Source organism: Pseudomonas sp. NGC7 (genome assembly GCF_047159675.1).
GTDB lineage: Bacteria > Pseudomonadota > Gammaproteobacteria > Pseudomonadales > Pseudomonadaceae > Aquipseudomonas > Aquipseudomonas kermanshahensis.
In genome coordinates this window covers 6,234,712-6,250,943 of sequence record NZ_BAAFZY010000001.1, presented here as the reverse complement: position 1 = coordinate 6,250,943, position 16,232 = coordinate 6,234,712, and the positions used below count along the sequence as shown (strand labels likewise).

Annotated in this window: 18 protein-coding genes; 8 read left to right on the top strand and 10 right to left on the bottom strand. The window is 56.8% G+C overall.

The window, feature by feature from the left end; translation table 11 throughout:
- Window positions 1–10: 10 nt before the first annotated feature.
- Window positions 11–1,213, bottom strand: coding sequence for a zinc-dependent alcohol dehydrogenase (locus ACMCNM_RS27980; protein ID WP_412765817.1), 1,203 nt, complete (start codon window positions 1,211–1,213; stop codon window positions 11–13).
- Window positions 1,214–2,604: 1,391 nt separating this feature from the next.
- Here ACMCNM_RS27980 and ACMCNM_RS27975 point away from each other — a divergent pair.
- Window positions 2,605–2,766 carry a hypothetical protein gene (locus tag ACMCNM_RS27975; RefSeq protein WP_180688411.1) on the top strand — a complete coding sequence of 54 codons (162 nt, stop codon included), beginning with the start codon at window positions 2,605–2,607 and terminating at the stop codon, window positions 2,764–2,766.
- A gap of 64 nt (window positions 2,767–2,830) precedes the next feature.
- Here the strand turns inward: ACMCNM_RS27975 and ACMCNM_RS27970 are convergent, their stop codons facing one another.
- Window positions 2,831–3,211, bottom strand: coding sequence for an NUDIX domain-containing protein (locus ACMCNM_RS27970; protein WP_412765816.1), 381 nt, complete (start codon window positions 3,209–3,211; stop codon window positions 2,831–2,833).
- A gap of 749 nt (window positions 3,212–3,960) precedes the next feature.
- Between ACMCNM_RS27970 and ACMCNM_RS27965 the strand changes: the two genes are divergently transcribed.
- A complete protein-coding gene (locus ACMCNM_RS27965) occupies window positions 3,961–4,251 on the top strand; it encodes a hypothetical protein (protein ID WP_412765815.1) in 291 nt (96 codons plus the stop codon).
- 293 nt (window positions 4,252–4,544) lie between these two features.
- On the opposite strand, the gene ACMCNM_RS27960 is transcribed toward ACMCNM_RS27965, so the two are convergent.
- Window positions 4,545–4,835, bottom strand: a complete 291-nt coding sequence (locus tag ACMCNM_RS27960; RefSeq protein ID WP_412765814.1) for a hypothetical protein — start codon at window positions 4,833–4,835, stop codon at window positions 4,545–4,547.
- On the opposite strand from ACMCNM_RS27960, the gene ACMCNM_RS27955 reads away from it, so the two are divergent.
- The 3 genes from ACMCNM_RS27955 (at window position 4,773) to ACMCNM_RS27945 (ending at window position 6,183) form a co-directional block, all read left to right on the top strand.
- Window positions 4,773–5,459 carry an NUDIX hydrolase gene (locus ACMCNM_RS27955; protein ID WP_412765813.1) on the top strand — a complete coding sequence of 229 codons (687 nt, stop codon included), beginning with the start codon at window positions 4,773–4,775 and terminating at the stop codon, window positions 5,457–5,459. The two genes, ACMCNM_RS27960 and ACMCNM_RS27955, sit on opposite strands and share 63 nt — an antisense overlap.
- A gap of 99 nt (window positions 5,460–5,558) precedes the next feature.
- Window positions 5,559–5,789, top strand: a complete 231-nt coding sequence (locus tag ACMCNM_RS27950) for a hypothetical protein (RefSeq protein ID WP_412765812.1) — start codon at window positions 5,559–5,561, stop codon at window positions 5,787–5,789.
- Between the two features lie 121 nt (window positions 5,790–5,910).
- A complete protein-coding gene (locus ACMCNM_RS27945) occupies window positions 5,911–6,183 on the top strand; it encodes a PepSY domain-containing protein (protein ID WP_412765811.1) in 273 nt (90 codons plus the stop codon).
- A gap of 234 nt (window positions 6,184–6,417) precedes the next feature.
- On the opposite strand, the gene ACMCNM_RS27940 is transcribed toward ACMCNM_RS27945, so the two are convergent.
- The 3 genes from ACMCNM_RS27940 to ACMCNM_RS27930 form a co-directional block, all read right to left on the bottom strand.
- Window positions 6,418–6,867 carry a carboxymuconolactone decarboxylase family protein gene (locus ACMCNM_RS27940; RefSeq protein ID WP_412765810.1) on the bottom strand — a complete coding sequence of 150 codons (450 nt, stop codon included), beginning with the start codon at window positions 6,865–6,867 and terminating at the stop codon, window positions 6,418–6,420.
- A gap of 110 nt (window positions 6,868–6,977) precedes the next feature.
- Entirely contained in the window at window positions 6,978–7,652 is a 675-nt protein-coding gene (locus ACMCNM_RS27935) for an FMN-dependent NADH-azoreductase (protein WP_412765809.1), read from the bottom strand.
- Between the two features lie 30 nt (window positions 7,653–7,682).
- Complete coding sequence (locus ACMCNM_RS27930; protein ID WP_099454507.1) at window positions 7,683–8,165, bottom strand: GNAT family N-acetyltransferase; 483 nt, start codon at window positions 8,163–8,165, stop codon at window positions 7,683–7,685.
- Between the two features lie 90 nt (window positions 8,166–8,255).
- On the opposite strand from ACMCNM_RS27930, the gene ACMCNM_RS27925 reads away from it, so the two are divergent.
- On the top strand, window positions 8,256–9,692 hold the full coding sequence (locus ACMCNM_RS27925; protein ID WP_412765808.1) for a PLP-dependent aminotransferase family protein: 1,437 nt from the start codon (window positions 8,256–8,258) through the stop codon (window positions 9,690–9,692).
- On the opposite strand, the gene ACMCNM_RS27920 is transcribed toward ACMCNM_RS27925, so the two are convergent.
- From ACMCNM_RS27920 to ACMCNM_RS27905, 4 genes are all read right to left on the bottom strand, one after another.
- The gene (locus tag ACMCNM_RS27920) at window positions 9,685–10,164 is read right to left on the bottom strand and encodes a carboxymuconolactone decarboxylase family protein (RefSeq protein ID WP_412765807.1); all 480 of its coding nucleotides are present in this window, start codon (window positions 10,162–10,164) and stop codon (window positions 9,685–9,687) included. The genes ACMCNM_RS27925 and ACMCNM_RS27920 overlap by 8 nt on opposite strands.
- A 385-nt stretch (window positions 10,165–10,549) precedes the next feature.
- Window positions 10,550–11,569, bottom strand: coding sequence for an NAD(P)H-quinone oxidoreductase (locus ACMCNM_RS27915; protein WP_412765806.1), 1,020 nt, complete (start codon window positions 11,567–11,569; stop codon window positions 10,550–10,552).
- Window positions 11,566–11,904 carry a carboxymuconolactone decarboxylase family protein gene (locus ACMCNM_RS27910; protein ID WP_221100625.1) on the bottom strand — a complete coding sequence of 113 codons (339 nt, stop codon included), beginning with the start codon at window positions 11,902–11,904 and terminating at the stop codon, window positions 11,566–11,568. Before ACMCNM_RS27910 ends, ACMCNM_RS27915 begins: the two co-directional genes overlap by 4 nt.
- Window positions 11,905–11,915: 11 nt before the next feature.
- Window positions 11,916–13,352: an NAD-dependent succinate-semialdehyde dehydrogenase gene (locus ACMCNM_RS27905; RefSeq protein ID WP_221100626.1), complete on the bottom strand. Its 1,437-nt coding sequence runs from the start codon at window positions 13,350–13,352 to the stop codon at window positions 11,916–11,918.
- A 228-nt stretch (window positions 13,353–13,580) separates the two neighbouring features.
- On the opposite strand from ACMCNM_RS27905, the gene ACMCNM_RS27900 reads away from it, so the two are divergent.
- Complete coding sequence (locus ACMCNM_RS27900; protein ID WP_412765805.1) at window positions 13,581–14,510, top strand: LysR family transcriptional regulator; 930 nt, start codon at window positions 13,581–13,583, stop codon at window positions 14,508–14,510.
- A 154-nt stretch (window positions 14,511–14,664) separates the two neighbouring features.
- Complete coding sequence (locus ACMCNM_RS27895; RefSeq protein WP_276216583.1) at window positions 14,665–15,936, top strand: cyclic-phosphate processing receiver domain-containing protein; 1,272 nt, start codon at window positions 14,665–14,667, stop codon at window positions 15,934–15,936.
- The last annotated feature ends 296 nt before the right edge of the window (window positions 15,937–16,232 follow it).

Below are 16,232 nucleotides of genomic sequence, written 5' to 3'. Positions count from 1 at the left end.
CTTGGCTTCTCTACACGTAGTCAGGGCCTAGGGTGCCCGCCGCAGCGCCTGGCACCAGGATGACCTTGCGACAGTTATCTTGCTTTTGATCGAACATCTTGTAGCCCATGGCCGCTTCTTCGAGTGCCAGGCGGTGGGTGACGATCAGTTCCGGTTGCAGGCGTCCTGCTTCGATGTGCTCCAGCAGTTCGGGTAGGTACTTCTGGACATGGGTCTGGCCCATCTTGAAGGTAAGTCCCTTGTCGAAGGCATCGCCGAACATGAAGGCATGGATAAAGCCGGCATATACACCTGGGACGCTAACAACCCCGCCACGACGCACTGCAGCAATGCTCTGGCGCAGCGCTTTGCCACTGCTGCCTTCAATCTTAAGCGCCGTCATCACCGTTTCGGCAGTGCTGCCTTTGGCCTCGAAGCCGACCGCGTCGATCACCGCGTCAACGCCGCGCATACCTGGCGTCTGACGAATGATGCTGTCTGCAGGATCGTCATCCTGCTCGAAGTTGATGGGTACAGCGCCGTAAGCGTCGCGGGCATATGCCAGGCGGTAATCATTGTCATCGACCATGAAGATAGTCTGGGCACCGAGCATTCGTGCACAGGCGGCACTCAGCAAACCAACTGGCCCGGCTCCGTAGATGGCCACCGATGAACCCTGGCCAATTTCGGCATTAATGACCGCTTGCCACGCGGTGGGCAGAATATCGGACAGGAACAGTACCTTGTCATCGGATAGGTCAGTAGGGACTTTGAAGGGGCCGACATTAGCTTTGGGTACCCTGACGTAGTCAGCTTGACCGCCAGGGATACCGCCATATAAATGGCTGTATCCAAACAGCGCCGCGCCTGGAGGAATGCCCTTCTTATTGATGATTGAGCCGCGCCCAGTGTTGGTGGTTTCGCAGGCGGCAAACAGATCGTGCTGACAGAAGAAGCAACTGCCGCAGGCGATAACAAAGGGAATCACCACTCGGTCGCCAATCTGTAGATTAGTGACTGCACTTCCGGTGTCCTCGACGATTCCCATGAACTCGTGGCCGAGGATATCTCCTGCTTCGGTTTCCGGAATTTTGCCTCGATACAGATGTAGGTCGGAACCGCAGATCGCTGTCGCGGTGACCCTGAGGATGATGTCGTCTGCTTGCTCGATGATGGGATCAGGGACGTTATCGACCCTGACGTCGTTTGCTCCGTGGTAGGTCAGCGCTCTCATACACGTCAGCTCCTGCAGCCGTAAGGTTTTTGGGCGGGTATGCAGGTGAAGCCATGTCGGGTATCAAAGTTCAGACCAACGAGTCAGACGGTAAGGATCTCTGACTTGGGGCAAGATGACAGACGGGACGAGTCACGGTGGCCTTCTGGAGTGTCGGCGCTTCTCCCCGCTGCTCAGCGGGGAGAAAATGAGAGGCTAACTATCCTCTGGAGGGTGAGGTAAACCCAAACTCTCAGCGAGCGGTACGTAGAGGATGACAATCAACCATCAGATTGCTCCTCTGGGGGTACCTGACCCTCGGGCCAATCAGGAGCCTCAGTTTCAGGTTCCGGGACGGGCTCACCAGGGTTGTGCGGTATTGGATCAACATAGGGATCAAGGGGGAGATCGGTGGTTTCCTTTGGTTCAGCCATGGGTTTCTACCTATTTAGTCATGCTGTGACTGGTCAAGGTATTGGCTCCTGAACCACGCTCCCGTTCATTATTCTGCTGCGGCGGATGGCTTCTCAGGCCGCTCGGGTCTCATCAATGTTGAGAAGCGCAGCGTTGGCTTGCCTCACCAGATGAACCCATTGTCTACGACTGATCATCCCGGAGAATTCCAGATCTTCAGCGCTACGGCAAGCACTCTCGTATTCATCCTCCCCGAGTGAACCTGCCCTCAAAAAACGGTTACGCCAAGCCAGTATTGCGGCAGCGGCAATGTTGCAGCATTCCACGTTTAGCTACTCCTGAAACTCGGTAGGGAGGGGGGATGGGTACGAAAGCGGCGGGAGATTACACCATTCGATGTGTAAGAAAACTGGAAGGCGATAATCGGCAGTGGCTATCAAAATGGCATTACTAATGACAGCGCTGATCATGCTCAGGGTCGCTCAAAATCGCATTGCAGAGGAGGTCGAAATCGATACTGGCTGTTAGGACAGCGAGTTCCCAGAGTCCGATCAGCGGCGTTGAAACGGATGGCCGGTCTGCCTTACTTAAATCTCACCTACGGAGACAGCGATGAGAACCAGAGGCCAGACATACCTGAATTGGGTAGACGCCCAGTTGCACTGCCGAACTCACACTGAGGTGCTGGATTCCGGGCTCACAATTGATGTCCAGGTGCGCCTTTCCCGAGTTGGTGCTACCCAGTTGTTTATTGGCCTCTATGGGCAAAACGGGTTGCCCATCCATGAAGAGGCTTACCAGGCGCGTCCCGGACAATCCATGACTACGGCGCTTCTGTGGGGCGTTTCTCGAGCACGGGATGTTGCCGCCTCTCATGGATTCCCAGGTGCCGCATCCGGGCGATAGCGCGACCGGCGGCAGCAACTCCAGTCGAACGAGGATTTCAGTGGTTCATCCAAGAGGTGTGGTACCACGCATTTCTTCAGAGGTATGCAGAAATGAGCACTGATCCGAGAAGACAAGGTGAGCTGAATCCAGACGATCCTGCATCGCCTGACCCCGTGGAGAATGACCCGCTCATGGATGACGATCTAGAGGACGATGAGGATAGCAAGAAGCAGGAAAATCCTGATGAAGGGATGGGAACCCCAAGAGAGTGATGTTCTTGATTGACAACGTTACGCCAAGCCCGTCTTGATCTGGGGCTTGGCTGGTGTAATCGAGTTACTCCTGAAAGAGCGGCCCTACGCGTTTGAGCAGTTTCAAATTGGTAGGTTTGACCGCCACCTGCTGCAGCTCCTCCAGTGTGAACCAGCGACACTCAACGATTTCATCCGATGGCGGTGGGCGCATGGAGACGATGACCGTCATGCGGTAAAGGTAGTGCTCCTCGCTTTCAAAGACGAAGTGCCCCAGGAACTGCTCACCTCCTAGGGGCAGCGTTGTTTCTTCCCGCAACTCTCGGCGGGCTGCCTCTACTGGTTGTTCCCCCGGTTCAATCTTGCCGCCTGGCAGAGACCATTCGAGAGCCTCCTTGCGCACGAATAGGATCGTTCCTTCCCGCAGGCAGATAACGGTGGAATGCATTTCTTTCGCTTGGCTCATGAATTTGCCCTCCCTCTGAACGGATGGCAAATGGAAGCCTCAAAAGTTCAGACGGCGCGATATAGGTGCATGAGCCGATTGCTCAGGAAGAGAGGGCCCACAGTGAGGGTTTTCAAGTGAAGGTAGCGGAGGTCTGCAATTTTGGGGGCTTTGTCAGGTGTCCCGTCGAAGCCCAAGGCATTCCTCGGAAACGGAAGAAGAATCCATGCGACATCAGAATCAAGATCAGGCCGAGCAGTTGATTGCCGAGGTATTTGCGGCAGCGTGTCTGGTCATAGGAAGTGATGCAGGCTCATCAAAAGACCGAGGCCTGGCTCGGCGCCTGTTGCGCACTGCCTATGAAGCACTGCGCTCCCGGCAAATCACGGTGCACAGTCAAGCTGGTTCAGCTCGGGAAACTCAGCTACCCAACGCTGATGATGGGAGCCTGCATCTGGCGGCGGAGTCGAGAATTGTGATGAGAAAGCGCGGACGGCAGGTGGAGCTGGATGCTGCCAGGCTCAGATCACATGGAGCGCTGATTACTGTTGGTAGGTGGTGTAAGTCGGCACTCAGGAGCAACCTTGAGAAGGCTTTTAAAAGGGTGGGGTACCTCGAAGCCAATTAGCCGCTCGGTTCTGCTTCTCCACCACCATTCACATCCCGTCATATTTCGGATCCATAATCCGCTCGGCGGTGGTGCTGTCCCCGCTTCGCTGCGCTATGGTAGAGGCACCCCACATATAAGACTAAAGTCGTAGGAGGGCGGCATGCGGATTCGCGGTGATGTGTTTTGGAAATGGGCTGATCCATCGCTCCACCATAGAACTCACGATGAAACTCTCGACGACGGCACAAGCCTGGACATCCAGGTGCGGCTGTCGCGGACGGGCCATACGCAGTTGTTCATTGGCGTCTATGCCGGCTCAGGGATGGCTCTTCACGAAGAGGCTTACGACTCTCGCCCGGGAGAGTCGATGACACGCGCGTTGGCATGGGGGGTAGGTAGAGCCAGATGCTTGGCGACCGAGCAGCGTCCTGCCGAGAAGCATGTAGCGTAGAAGCCTAGGCAACGGATTGGTGGTCGCTGGCAGTATTATCAGCGACCCCCACCGTGATGAATCCACTCTGCGTAGGCCGACTTCAAGGCCTGGGGAAGGTGAGGGATCTCCCGCTTCAATCCTGCCTTTCCGTCAGGCCCTGCTGCCCACTCCGTTAGCCACGCGATCAGCGTTGGCCGAGTAAGAGGGCAGATAGCTACCTGGCGTTCGAGCTCGTCTGCGATCTGACCCAGCCACTCTAACTCTGCGTCTAGCTGCATGATCGGATCAATCATGGGATTCCCTCCGTCGACCTAAACAGTGCCTGCTTTGCTTTCAGAGCCTGTTTTAGCGAGTGCCCGACCTCTGCGAGCGCCCCACGCCATTGCTCGAGTTACTGCCTCACCTGGCCGCTTTGCATAGGCTTCCTCAACACGTGCTAGGCCGGATTGCTCGTAGATCCCGATAAACAGTTGAGTGTCGCCAGTGCGAGATAACCGAACCTGGATGTCTAGCCAAGCTCCGTCAGCTAGCGACTCCAGATGCGAATGGTGTTGCAAGGCAGGATCTGCCCAAGCCCAAAATACTGCTCCTCGATGTCGCATCCTTGGCCCCTCGGCACATCTCCATACGGCAAGCCTAGCTCGTCCTTTCTACTCCGGAGCATTCAAACGTTTCGAGACATTCCAAAGCAGGTAGTAATTCGAGCCGTCAAAATGCTGGTCGGAACTGAACTTCAATCCGTCAGGTCATCCATCGTATGGAAGGTCACATCAGCGTTCAGGATGTCGCGCGTTATCGAGGTGCGATTTGTCATGAGCGTATCCAAGCATCGCCCAGTCAGAGCCAAAGCCACTATTATCTGTACCCACAACGACAAGGTTCTGCTTGTGCGCAGAAAGGGCGCCAAGTGGAAGTTTCCGAGTGGGGCACTCGCTGCAGGTGAGGCGCCAATCGTTGCAGCTGCGCGCGAACTTTGGAGTGAGCTATCGCTGCATTGCTCCGGTCTGCACGGTACTGGCACCGTCCAAGTGGGGAAAATCCTCCACCACCTCTTTTCCACTGAGGTACCTGATGGCTGCCGGGTTGTCTTAGGAAAGCGGATCGAGGCCTGCAGGTGGGTAGAGTGGGCTCAGCTGAGCCCGACCATGCTTAAGCCCACAGCAGCTGCGCTGCTATCGAGGGATCTCTCGTCGCTTGCCCCATTCGATCAGCAAATCGTCGAGTAGCAGACATGACCAGGTATTAACCCAGCGGCCCAATCCTCATAGGAACAGATTGTTGTCCTGGTGGTCAGGTTTCGTAGTCCCGTAAACCTTGAGGTGAGCATGGCCACGTACAACATTCAATATCGCTTGGCTGAAGAGCCGAAGAGGTACCGACTGGAGTTGGAGCAGGACGAGCTCAGACGTCATGAGGCTGCAATGCACCTGATCGTGCTGCACTTCGGGGATAGTGAAAACAGCCTTGTACTGCCTGCAGCTGATTCATCGCCTGACGACATCCTGGCTCAAGCCGATTTGCTTGGATTGTCTCAGATAGAGGTTTCCACCGCGTAATGCTGATTGCCCACCTCCTTGGGCTGGGTGCGGATGAAATTTCTACACGAACTCTTCGCCTGAACCCGGATCGTTAGGGCCAGGTCGCATGTTCACATTCACAACAAAAAGGATGTTAATGATGAAAGCGATGACTCGACTTTTCACCGGCCTTGCATTGGTTGGTGCTATGGGCGCTTCTTCCGCATGGGCTGATACGCCCGGTGCTGACTGGAAGGTGAACAAAGATCAGGCTGAGGCGACGCTGAAAGGTGCTGGCTACACGCAGATCACCAAGATCGAGGCCGACGATGGTCACTGGGAAGGCGAGCGCATCAAGGCTGACGGCAAGCAGTACGAATTCCAGGTTGATACTCACGACGGTAAGATCATCAAAGACGAACTGGAGAACTGAACGAGGCGGGAGTTGCTCTCTGAGCGGCCCGCTCCTATGCACGGGCCTCTATTGTCAACATCGCCATGTACATTCCGGCGTTTCATACACTGTATCGATAGTATTAGTTCGCGACCGCTAGGTGTTGACCCAAAATTGCTACCCTCGAAAGACAGCTAACAGACAGAGCCCGACTGTAGGAGACGATCTAGGTGATCACTAAAGTATGCTTTAACATATTAAATGTCTATGCCATCAAGCTCTAGCCGCAGGCTTTAGTCGGAAGCTGACGCCCATACGGTTGAAAGCGTTCATTGCGGCAATAGCCGCTGTCAGGTCGACAAGATCCTTTTCTGCAAACATCGTTGATGCTGCTGCATAAGCTCCGTCGGATACATGTGTCTCGCTTACACGCGTGACTTCTTCTGCCCAGGCCAATGCTGAGCGCTCCTGATCCGAGAACAAATAGTGCGCTTCATGCCATACCGGTACTAACAGCACCTTGTCCACTGACATACCTGCTTTGATCAGATCGCGTGAGTGCAGATCGATGCAATGGGCGCAGCCGTTGATTTGAGACACCCTGAGAAACACCAGGTGAATCAACGGGGCTGGCAAATTTGTCGCGGTGGTCACGAAATGATGCAGCCCGCCAAGGGCCTTGGCTGCACTAGGCGAAGCTTCAAACCAATTGAGTCGACTCATGATTTCTTTTCCTTTCTTTGAGCAATGAAAAGCGTGACATGCGGATTGCCGCTTGACGGCACACCGCCCAGCTGATGTGCAAACCTATACGCTTGAATTCGAAGATGGTCTTAAAGCGTGCAGACTTGATCCACACCATGGCTATCCCTACCAAAGAACGTCTGCACCTCACCGTACCCTGTTTCCCTCCCAGTATTCAGTGACTCCACACCCTTGGCGGTACCTTCCACGGTGAAGTAGTACACGTGATTGAGACCGATGGTGGCGAGGACGGCGGACAGGTAGGGTCGCAGAAAGTCGGGTTGACGGGCATGCTGGCCGCTGATGTAGCCCCCGCAAGCTATTGCGACGTAAACCGGACGATCCGTCAGCGATCCGACTTTGCCTTTGGCGGTGCCCAGAAACGTTTTGCCCACGCGTACCACCTGGTCGATCCACATCTTGAGTGGGGCGGGCACGCTGTAGTTGTGCATCGGCGTGGCAATCAGCAGTACGTCGCATGCCTGCAGCTGGTCGATCAACTCGTCGGAACGGCTCAACGTACCCTCCTGACCGCTTGCTATGACTACGCGCTGATTGGCTAGCGCCTGGGCGTAAGGCGCATCGACTGGGGCCAAGGTGTTGAGGTCTAAATCGGTCAACTGGATACCCCTTCTGCCGGCCTGACTGGCTAAGGCAAACAGGATCTGCTGGGACAGTTTCAGACTTTCCGAAGCCTCTGCATTGGGGCTGGCTACCAGGCGAAGAATGCGCAAAGGAGCAAGTGGCTGTTGGGACGATGTCATGGGGTTTGCCTCCTTGGATGTGCGTGCGGGTTACGGGGTATCGAACTGTTTTTGAAAGCGCAGTGCACCCGTCAACAGGCCTTCGCGGAAGTAGAAACGTTGCGCGCGGGCGTTGGCCAAACCCGTGTCGAGCACCAGGCGTGCACAACCGCTGGCGCGCGCCAGTCGTTCCAAGGCTTGCAATAAGCGCGACCCCCACTGGCCACCCCGCTGAGCCTCGGCGGTTACAAGGTCATCGACATACAGGAATGCGCCGTAGACCAGGTTTTCCTGTAAGCGGTAACCAGCCAGTGCCACAAGAACGCCTGAGTCATAAGCGCCAATCAGGCGATAGCCTTCAACGCGCATACGCTCGATGCGGCTGACGAAGTCGGCTTCGCTCGTCAGATGAGGGCGCAATTGCTGCATTACCGGGAATGCGCTGCACAGGTCATGGGTGCTGTCCAGGGGACGCAGGGCCGTGTCGGCCAGGTCGAGCACGCTGGGTATGAAGTTGTGCAAAGGGAATGTCATGGGAGTCGCCCTCATGAGTAGGTGATGGCGCTATATTGGACTACCATTGACCCACTTGATTGAGCCAAGAAATGGGATATGAACTAGGCCATGATGACCTCCCCCAAGCCGCCTTTTGCTCCCTTGGAAGAGCAGTCCGCCTTGCCCCTGTATCGTCAACTGTACGACCGCGTGCTGGCCGCCGTTGCCGCTGGCACGTTGTCCCCCGGTGACCGCTTGCCGTCGGCGCGCGCCATGGCTAAGGAGCTGGGGGTGGCCCGTGGCACCGTCGAACTGGCCTATTCGCTGCTGGCCAGCGAGGGGTACCTCCTGGCGCTCGGGCAGAAAGGCACCGTAATCAATCCTGAACTGCAGAAGCCTGTGTCAGCGGCCACCGCATTACCAGTCAGCAGCCAAGTGATCGAAGACGCGCCTGATTCGCTCTGGCGTCCACCGCAGCTGTTGCCGTTCCAGATGGGGGTACCGGCGCTGGATGCATTTCCGCGCAAGATATGGGCGCGTCTAGGTGCTCGGTATCTCCGTGGGATGCGACTGGGAGATCTGGACTATCCGGCACCCCACGGCCTGGCAGCGTTGCGTAGCGCCATTGCTTCGTATCTGCAGGTGTCCCGAGGTATCGATTGCGGTGCCCATCAGGTGTTTATCACCAGCGGTTGGCGCAATAGCCTGTCCTTATTCGCACATACCCTGTTGCAGCCAGGCGAGTGCGCCTGGGTGGAAGACCCGGGCTATCCCACTACGCGCCAGGTGCTTCGCCAGTTCGGCCTGGAGCTGGAAGCGGTGCCGGTTGATGCCGATGGTATGAATGTAGAACACGCCATCGCGGGTTCTCGGGCTGCTCAGGTCGCCATGGTGACACCTGGGCATCAGAGCCCGCTGTCGATGGCACTGTCGCTGCCACGCCGGCAACTGCTACTCGATTGGGCTGCCCGCACCGGTGGCTGGATTGTCGAGGACGATTACGACGGCGAGTACCGCTACGTCAGCCGTCCACTTCCAGCGCTGGCCAGCTTGGATCGCCATGGGCGCGTGCTGTATGCCGGCACCTTCAGCAAGGTGCTGTTTCCCGGTATTCGCCTGGCTTATCTGGTGGTGCCGCAGGCGCAGGTGGCAGCGTTCGAGCGCGTCGGCCGTGCCTTGTTTGCTGCCGGGTCACCGTCAATTACCCAGGCTTTGGTGGCGCAGTTCGTTGCTGAGGGACACTTCGCTCGGCATATCCAACGCATGCGCCGCCTCTACAACGAGCGACGGGCATTGACCATCGAAGCACTGGAGCGGAGTTTACCGAAGGGTATGCAGATGGAACGCTCGCCAGGCGGCATGCACCTGGTACTGCGATTGCCGGAGGACGTAAGCGACACCGCCCTGGCCGAGCAGGTGCTGGCAAGGGGCATGTCGGTACAAGCGTTGTCGCGCTGGGCTGCCTCATCGCAGCGTCAGTCAGGTCTGCTCCTGAGTTTTACCAACTGCGCCACGACTGCTCCAGGCGAGCAGCTTGGCGCGTTGATCAGCAAGTTACTCAGTTGAGGTTGGCCTTGTTCAGGCCGAACAGTTCATCGGACGAGCCCGGGATCGCCTGGAAAGCCACATTGAGGCGATTCCAGCCATTGATCGCGACGATCAGGAACGACAAATCCGACAGCTCCTGCTCGGAAAACTGCTCACGCGCACTCGCATACAGGCTGTTGGAGATACCATGAGGCGGCAGTTGGGTCAGGGCTTCAGTCCACTCCAGCGCCGCCCGCTCTGCTGGCGAAAACAGCTGTGACTCACGCCAGACGGCCACGTGGTGAAGACGCAGCTCGCGCTCGCCATGGATCTTGGCCTCTTTCACATGCATATCCACGCAGAACGCACAGCCGTTGAGCTGCGAAGCGCGCAACATGATCAGGTGGGCAAGATCGGCCAGTGGCGGTTTCTTGCTCAGTTGCAGGGTGAGCTCCACCAGTTTGTTGGACGCTTGGGGAGACAGCTTGAAGTAATCGAGGCGGTTGTTCATGGGTAGCTACTCACAGTGGATTGGTCTTCGTTGGGGCCCACTGTAGCTACGCTTGGACTAGCCCCATAGGGCCAAGATGGTAGTTTCGAACTAGGCCATGTCTGTCTCGATGCGCGCCATGACCCCACCGAGCGGTGTGGTCGAAGGGGCGTTAAAGGCCGTTTACGCCTCCCCGAGCGGTCTTAATCGATGGGCAACTGTCACTCACCTGTCGAGTGGGAACTGTCGTCCAAAGCGAGAATACGGCTGGTGTATTACACGACCGTCTTGGCCGGGACGCAGATGGCTCAACCGTTGAAAGGCCCCGAACCGATGGGGAAAAGCCCGCAGCTAGGCGGGCAAGGTCAATATACGTAGGGATGGCTTCAGAATCTCCCATGCTCCGTCAAAATTGAGTGAATGAAATTGAATCAGGTGCCGGTGGCATCGTCAGAATGATCTTGCCGACATTGAGTGAGGCTTCCATTTTACGGTGAGCATCCGCGGCTTTCGCCAATGGGAAGGTGCTATCAACCACGGGCTCGAGACTGCCTCCTCCCTCAAAACGATCAAGCCAGTGTTCGCGGAAGCGTCTGACCATCGCATGTTTTTCAGACTGTGTGCGCGACTTCATCACTGTGCCGATGATCTGCAGGTGGCGGTATAGAACGTCTTCCAACTTGAGGTTCACTTCACCACCCCCACCCAGAATACCGACCTGTACCAGGCGGCCACCCTTGGCGAGCGAGTTGATATTCCTGCTGAAGTAGGCCTCACCTACAAAATCGATGATGACATCCACGCCTTGCCCATCGGTGTGCTTTGCGACGACCTGGGCGAAGTCCTGCGTTTTGTAGTCGATGGCGAAGTCGGCTCCCAAGTTCTCGACGCGGGACATCTTGCCGCCCTCGGCGGTGGCAAAGACCTTGGCGCCTGTGGCATAAGCAAGCTGCACGGCTGCTGAGCCAACGCCACCAGCTGCAGCATGGATGAGTACCGACTCGCCGTGTTTCAGTTTCGCTAAGTGGATCATCGCTTCGTGAGCGGTTACAAAGACTTCCGGGATCGCTGCAGCATGCACGTAGTCGAGTGCAGCAGGGATCGGCATTGCCATGCGGTAATCGATACGCGCGATTTCGGCATAGGCGCCGCCCCCCACAACCCCCATCACGCGATCGCCGACTTGATAGCCTGATACCTCACTGCCTATCTCGATCACCTCACCCGAAATTTCCAGGCCGATGATCAGCGAGTCACCGAAATTGGGACGTCCATATCCACCGGTACGATGGGTTAAATCAGCTCGATTCACGCCGGCAGCATGCACGCGAACCAGCAGGTCGGCGGGGCGGACTTCCGGCACGGGTACCTCACTCACTTGGAGCACTTCAGGGCCGCCAAAGGTTTCAAATGTGATCGCTTTCATGGGTTCAAAGGCTCCGAGTCAACGAGCGTGGAATGGGCGATGGCAGATGCCGTGATCGCTGCAGGAAGTCCTGCATAGAAGGAGAGGTGGGTAATGGCTCCGGCAAGCTCTTCACGCGTTATGCCGTTGGCAACACCCCGCCGCAGATGCGCCGGCAACTCATCGGAATGACCGCCAGCAACCAGTGCCGCGATGGTAATGAGACTGCGGTCACGTGGTGACAGCGAGGTGTCGCCCCAAACCTCCGGGTAAAGCGTTGAGTCAATGAACGCCGAGAGTTTCGGCGTAAAAGCTCTAGCCGCCTCACGAGGGCTTGTAAAGTTGAGACCTGTCATGGGACGGCTCCTCAAACTTGGCTGATGAATTTGTTGGTGAGATAGTGCTCGATACCTTCGATGCCGCCTTCCGAGCCGTGACCGCTCTCCTTGGTGCCGCCGAAGGGAAGCTCTGTAGCGACGATGCGGTATTGATTGATTCCGATCATGCCGGCCTCCAAACCATCGGCAACATCGATGGCCGTCCGTGCATTGGTGGTGAAGGCATAGGCCGACAGGCCATAGGGCAAGCGGTTAGCTTCGGCCAATCCATCAGCCAGGCCATCGAATGGCATCACGATAGCGATGGGGCCGAACGGCTCTTCATGCATGATGCGGGCATCCATCGGCACCTCGGCCAACACCGTTGGCGCGAAGAAGAAGCCCGGGCCAGGTAACGCCTCACCGCCGGCCAATACCTGAGCCCCCTTGGCCACGGCATCAGCCACCAGTTCCTCCATCTTGTTCAGTTGTCGCAGATTGGCGAGTGGCCCGACCTGCGTATGGGGGTGCATGCCGTTTCCAACCCTCAGTGCTTTAGTAGCAGCCACGAAGTGGTCGACGAATTGCTCGTAGACACCCCGTTGAACCAGGAAACGGGTTGAAGAAATGCAGACCTGGCCAGTACCGCGGAAGCGGTTGGCGACGCCTTCCACCGCGGCTCGCTCCACGTCGGCATCGTCGAACACCAGCACTGGGCCATGCCCGCCCAGCTCGAGCGTGATCGGCTTCACGCCTTCGGCTGCGCGACTCGACAACAGACGGCCAATGGGCACAGAGCCCGTGAAGGTCACTTTGCGAATAATCGGGGAAGCGATCAACTGACTCGAGACCTCATCAGGCACACCAAACACGACTTGCAGCACACCTTTTGGCAACCCAGCATCATCCAAGGCACGAGCAAGGGCGAGGGCAGTGGAGGGGCTTTCCTCACCAGGTTTGAGAATGACGCTGCAACCGGCGGCAAGCGCGGCAGACAATTTGCGCGCCGGCGTGATGGCCGGGAAGTTCCAGGGGGTGAAAGCAGCAACGGGGCCTATAGGCTGGCGCTTGACCAGTTGCAGCACACCGGGGCGGTTGGCTGGTACCACACGGCCATCGATGCGACGCGCACTTTCAGCGAACCATTCGAAATACTCTGCAGCCCGGGTGACCTCATCCATGGCCTCGCCAATGGGCTTGCCTTCTTCCAGCGTCATCTGGGCAGCAATGTGTGCCGCACGTTCCAGGATCAAGTCGGCAGCGCGTTTGAGAACCCGGGCACGCTCAGCTGGAACCGTGTTGCGCCATTGCTCAAACCCTCGCTGTGCCACCTCAAGGGCCAGATTGAGCTCGTCACCAGTGGCCAGCGGCACCTGACCGATGATTTCTTCAGTTGCGGGGTTTCTGACGGTCGCCGTTTTGCGGCCGTCTGCGTCGATCCATTTGCCGCCAATAAAAAGATAGAGCGAGTCATAGGGTGTGTTCATGGCTGTGACCTTCATAGGGTTCTCTGGTTGACCTGCGCTGCGAAGCTACGCAGGACTTGGTAGACGGTGGCTGGCGCCGGCCCGTGGAATTGAGTCTATGGAGGTCGCCGGGATGGATTTAGCCAAGCTGAAGGGAATGATTGTTGTGCGAAAAGGTAAAATCGCTTTCAAAAGGACACCGATTTGCACACAGTGACACGTGAATTAGCCGGCACAGGGGAAGAGGGCATGGACAAGTTTTCTAATATGTCGGTGTTCGTGAAGGTCGTTGAGATGGGTAGCTTTACGGCAGTGGCCAATCACCTCGACTCCACGGTGGGGAATGTGTCGCGGGCTGTGTCAGCGCTCGAACAGATGCTCGATACACGATTGCTGCACCGCTCGACCCGGCGCTTGTCGCTCACCGATGCGGGCAGACGATTCTATGAGCGCTGCACCGTTATCCTGGCCGACCTGGAAAACGCTGAAGCAGAAGCGAGCAATGCATTGCTCCAACCACGAGGCACTCTCCGCGTCCATTGTGTGCCTGGCCTTGCTCGACACCTTGTTACTGAGGCCGCACTGGAGTACCGCAAGGCGTTTGGTGACGTAACGGTCGACTTGATGCTCTCGCAGCGTATGCCGAATCTGCTGGAAGACCAGTTGGACGTATCGATTCAGATCGCCAGGGTGCTGCCAGACTCAAGCTATGTGAGCCAGAAAATTGGAGTCAGCCACTGCGTGTTGGTGGCATCGCCAGATTACCTAGCGAACCATGGAGCACCCGAGACACCTGCGGATCTGGTTGATCATCGATGCCTGTTGCTAGGTACCGTCGATTACGCCCGAGATGAGTGGCAGCTCAAGAGTCGAATGGGCGATGCAACGTTCATCCCCAGCGGGCCAGGCTTCAGTGTGAATGACATGGAGGCTATGTCTGTCGCTGTCAGAGGCGGTGCGGGTATCGGCTTGCTCGCGGGATTCGCAGCCATCGACGACCTGCGGGCGGGAAAACTGATCCGTGTGCTTCCCGATTACTTCACTGAGGAGCGGAACGTTTACGCGGTGTACTCATCGCGGCAGTTCATCGACGCTAAAATCACCCGGTTCATTGAGGTTCTGAAGGACAGGGTCGGTGGCCAGCTGGCGGTGATTGCCGAGGAGCTCATCAAAAATTGACGGTAGTGGGCGGCACAGAGCTGAGTTGCCACTGAAGCAGGCTGTGATTTCGAGAATTGCGCATGGCTGGACGAAAAAAAAATCTGATTGCCTGTCACAAATCGACCCCCTTAAGGGCTTCCACCCATTCCTGAGGTGAAAAAGGTGGGTTGCAATGAAGGTCTATTTAGATGATCAACGTCCTGAGCCGGCCGGCTGGACGAGAGCTTACTGGCCAGACGAAGTCATTCAGCTGCTGCAGAGTCAGCAGGTCGAGGTACTTAGCCTTGATCATGATCTGGGCGATGACGAGCGTGGTACAGGCTACGACGTAATCACGTGGATCGAGCAAGAAGTGGCGCTAGGAAATCTCACTCCGCCCCTGATCCTAGTTCACTCTGCAAACTCTGTTGCCGCCAAACGGATGAGGGACGGTGTGGAGTCGATCACCAGGCTGATGGCTCGCGCCGTTCCCAGTCAGAACGACATAATCAAGATCAAAGAATTGACCCCACATGGAAGGAATCTGTTGATGGAAGATCTGGAGTTGCTGTCTCGCCTGGAAGCGCACGATTCGTTTGGCATTTCGATGATCCAGCGAATAGCCGGATTCGGATACCAAAGAGCAGCAGACACCGTGGCACGTCTTGCATCTGAGGGCGCGATCTTACCGGATGAGGAGGGCACTAAATGGCGACTCAGCTCCACTCGATCTCGTTTGCAGGCGCTATACAGTGCGCATAAATCAACCTTACACGAGCTTCAAGGCTTTCCCCGCTCGGGAGTAGAGCCTTTGATTCTGATGGACGTTCCAGATGGGTGGAGTGAGGCTACCAATCGCGTGCTGGTTGTTGGTCAGGAAACGCTAGGCTGGGACTTCCAGCCAGGCGACTACTACGAGTGGCCATTCCCACCAATCAAGGGCATTGATGATTACCTGAGCATCCCCAATAGCGTAGAGGCGATGATTCACGGCTACCGTGCGTTCGAGTTTTCTCGACATCAGCCAGGTAACGTCAACAGCCCGTTTTGGCGTGCGTATCGTCAAATCAGGACGGCGGTTGGTGATAAAGCAGAGGGCTTCGGGACGAAGGTTCTCTACACCAACCTATTCAAAACCGCTGTGAATGGGACGAGCATCGTCAAAAACGGTACCGAACAGGAGGCGGATGACATCTGGCGTGCTTCATATCAGTTGCTGACGCGAGAGATCGAAATCCTTCGCCCGGATGCGGTTGTGTTCTTCACTGGCCCAGACTATGACCGATACCTCGAGCTCGAATTTTCTAACTTGGAATGGGCTCCCGTGGGAGGCCATAGTCAGCGTGCGTTCGCGCAGGTAATCCATAGGTCTTTGCCCATCAAGACCTACCGCACCTACCATCCCGGTTACCTTAGTCGAGGCAATTGGCAAGTCGTAGATCAGGTGTGTGCTGCCTTGATCTGACAGCTAGATCGGCCGGTTCCGCCGGCCGATCCTTCAGCCTTCTGAGCCCGTGCTGAGACAAGACCGCAGCACCTATTAGCAGGGCGGAAGCAATGTGAGATGAGCATATGCAGCGAAAAAAACGGCAACCAGTCCTGCCCGATGATCCTTTGTATCAGCAGGCCATAGCGGCCATGAAACGCTACGATCAAGCCAAAGCGGATGGGAGGCCTGAAGCTGAGGTGGAGCGCCTCCGTCTGAAGGCCGAATACGCATTTCAGTCAGTTACAGACTACCAGCTTGAAGCGCTCGGTGGA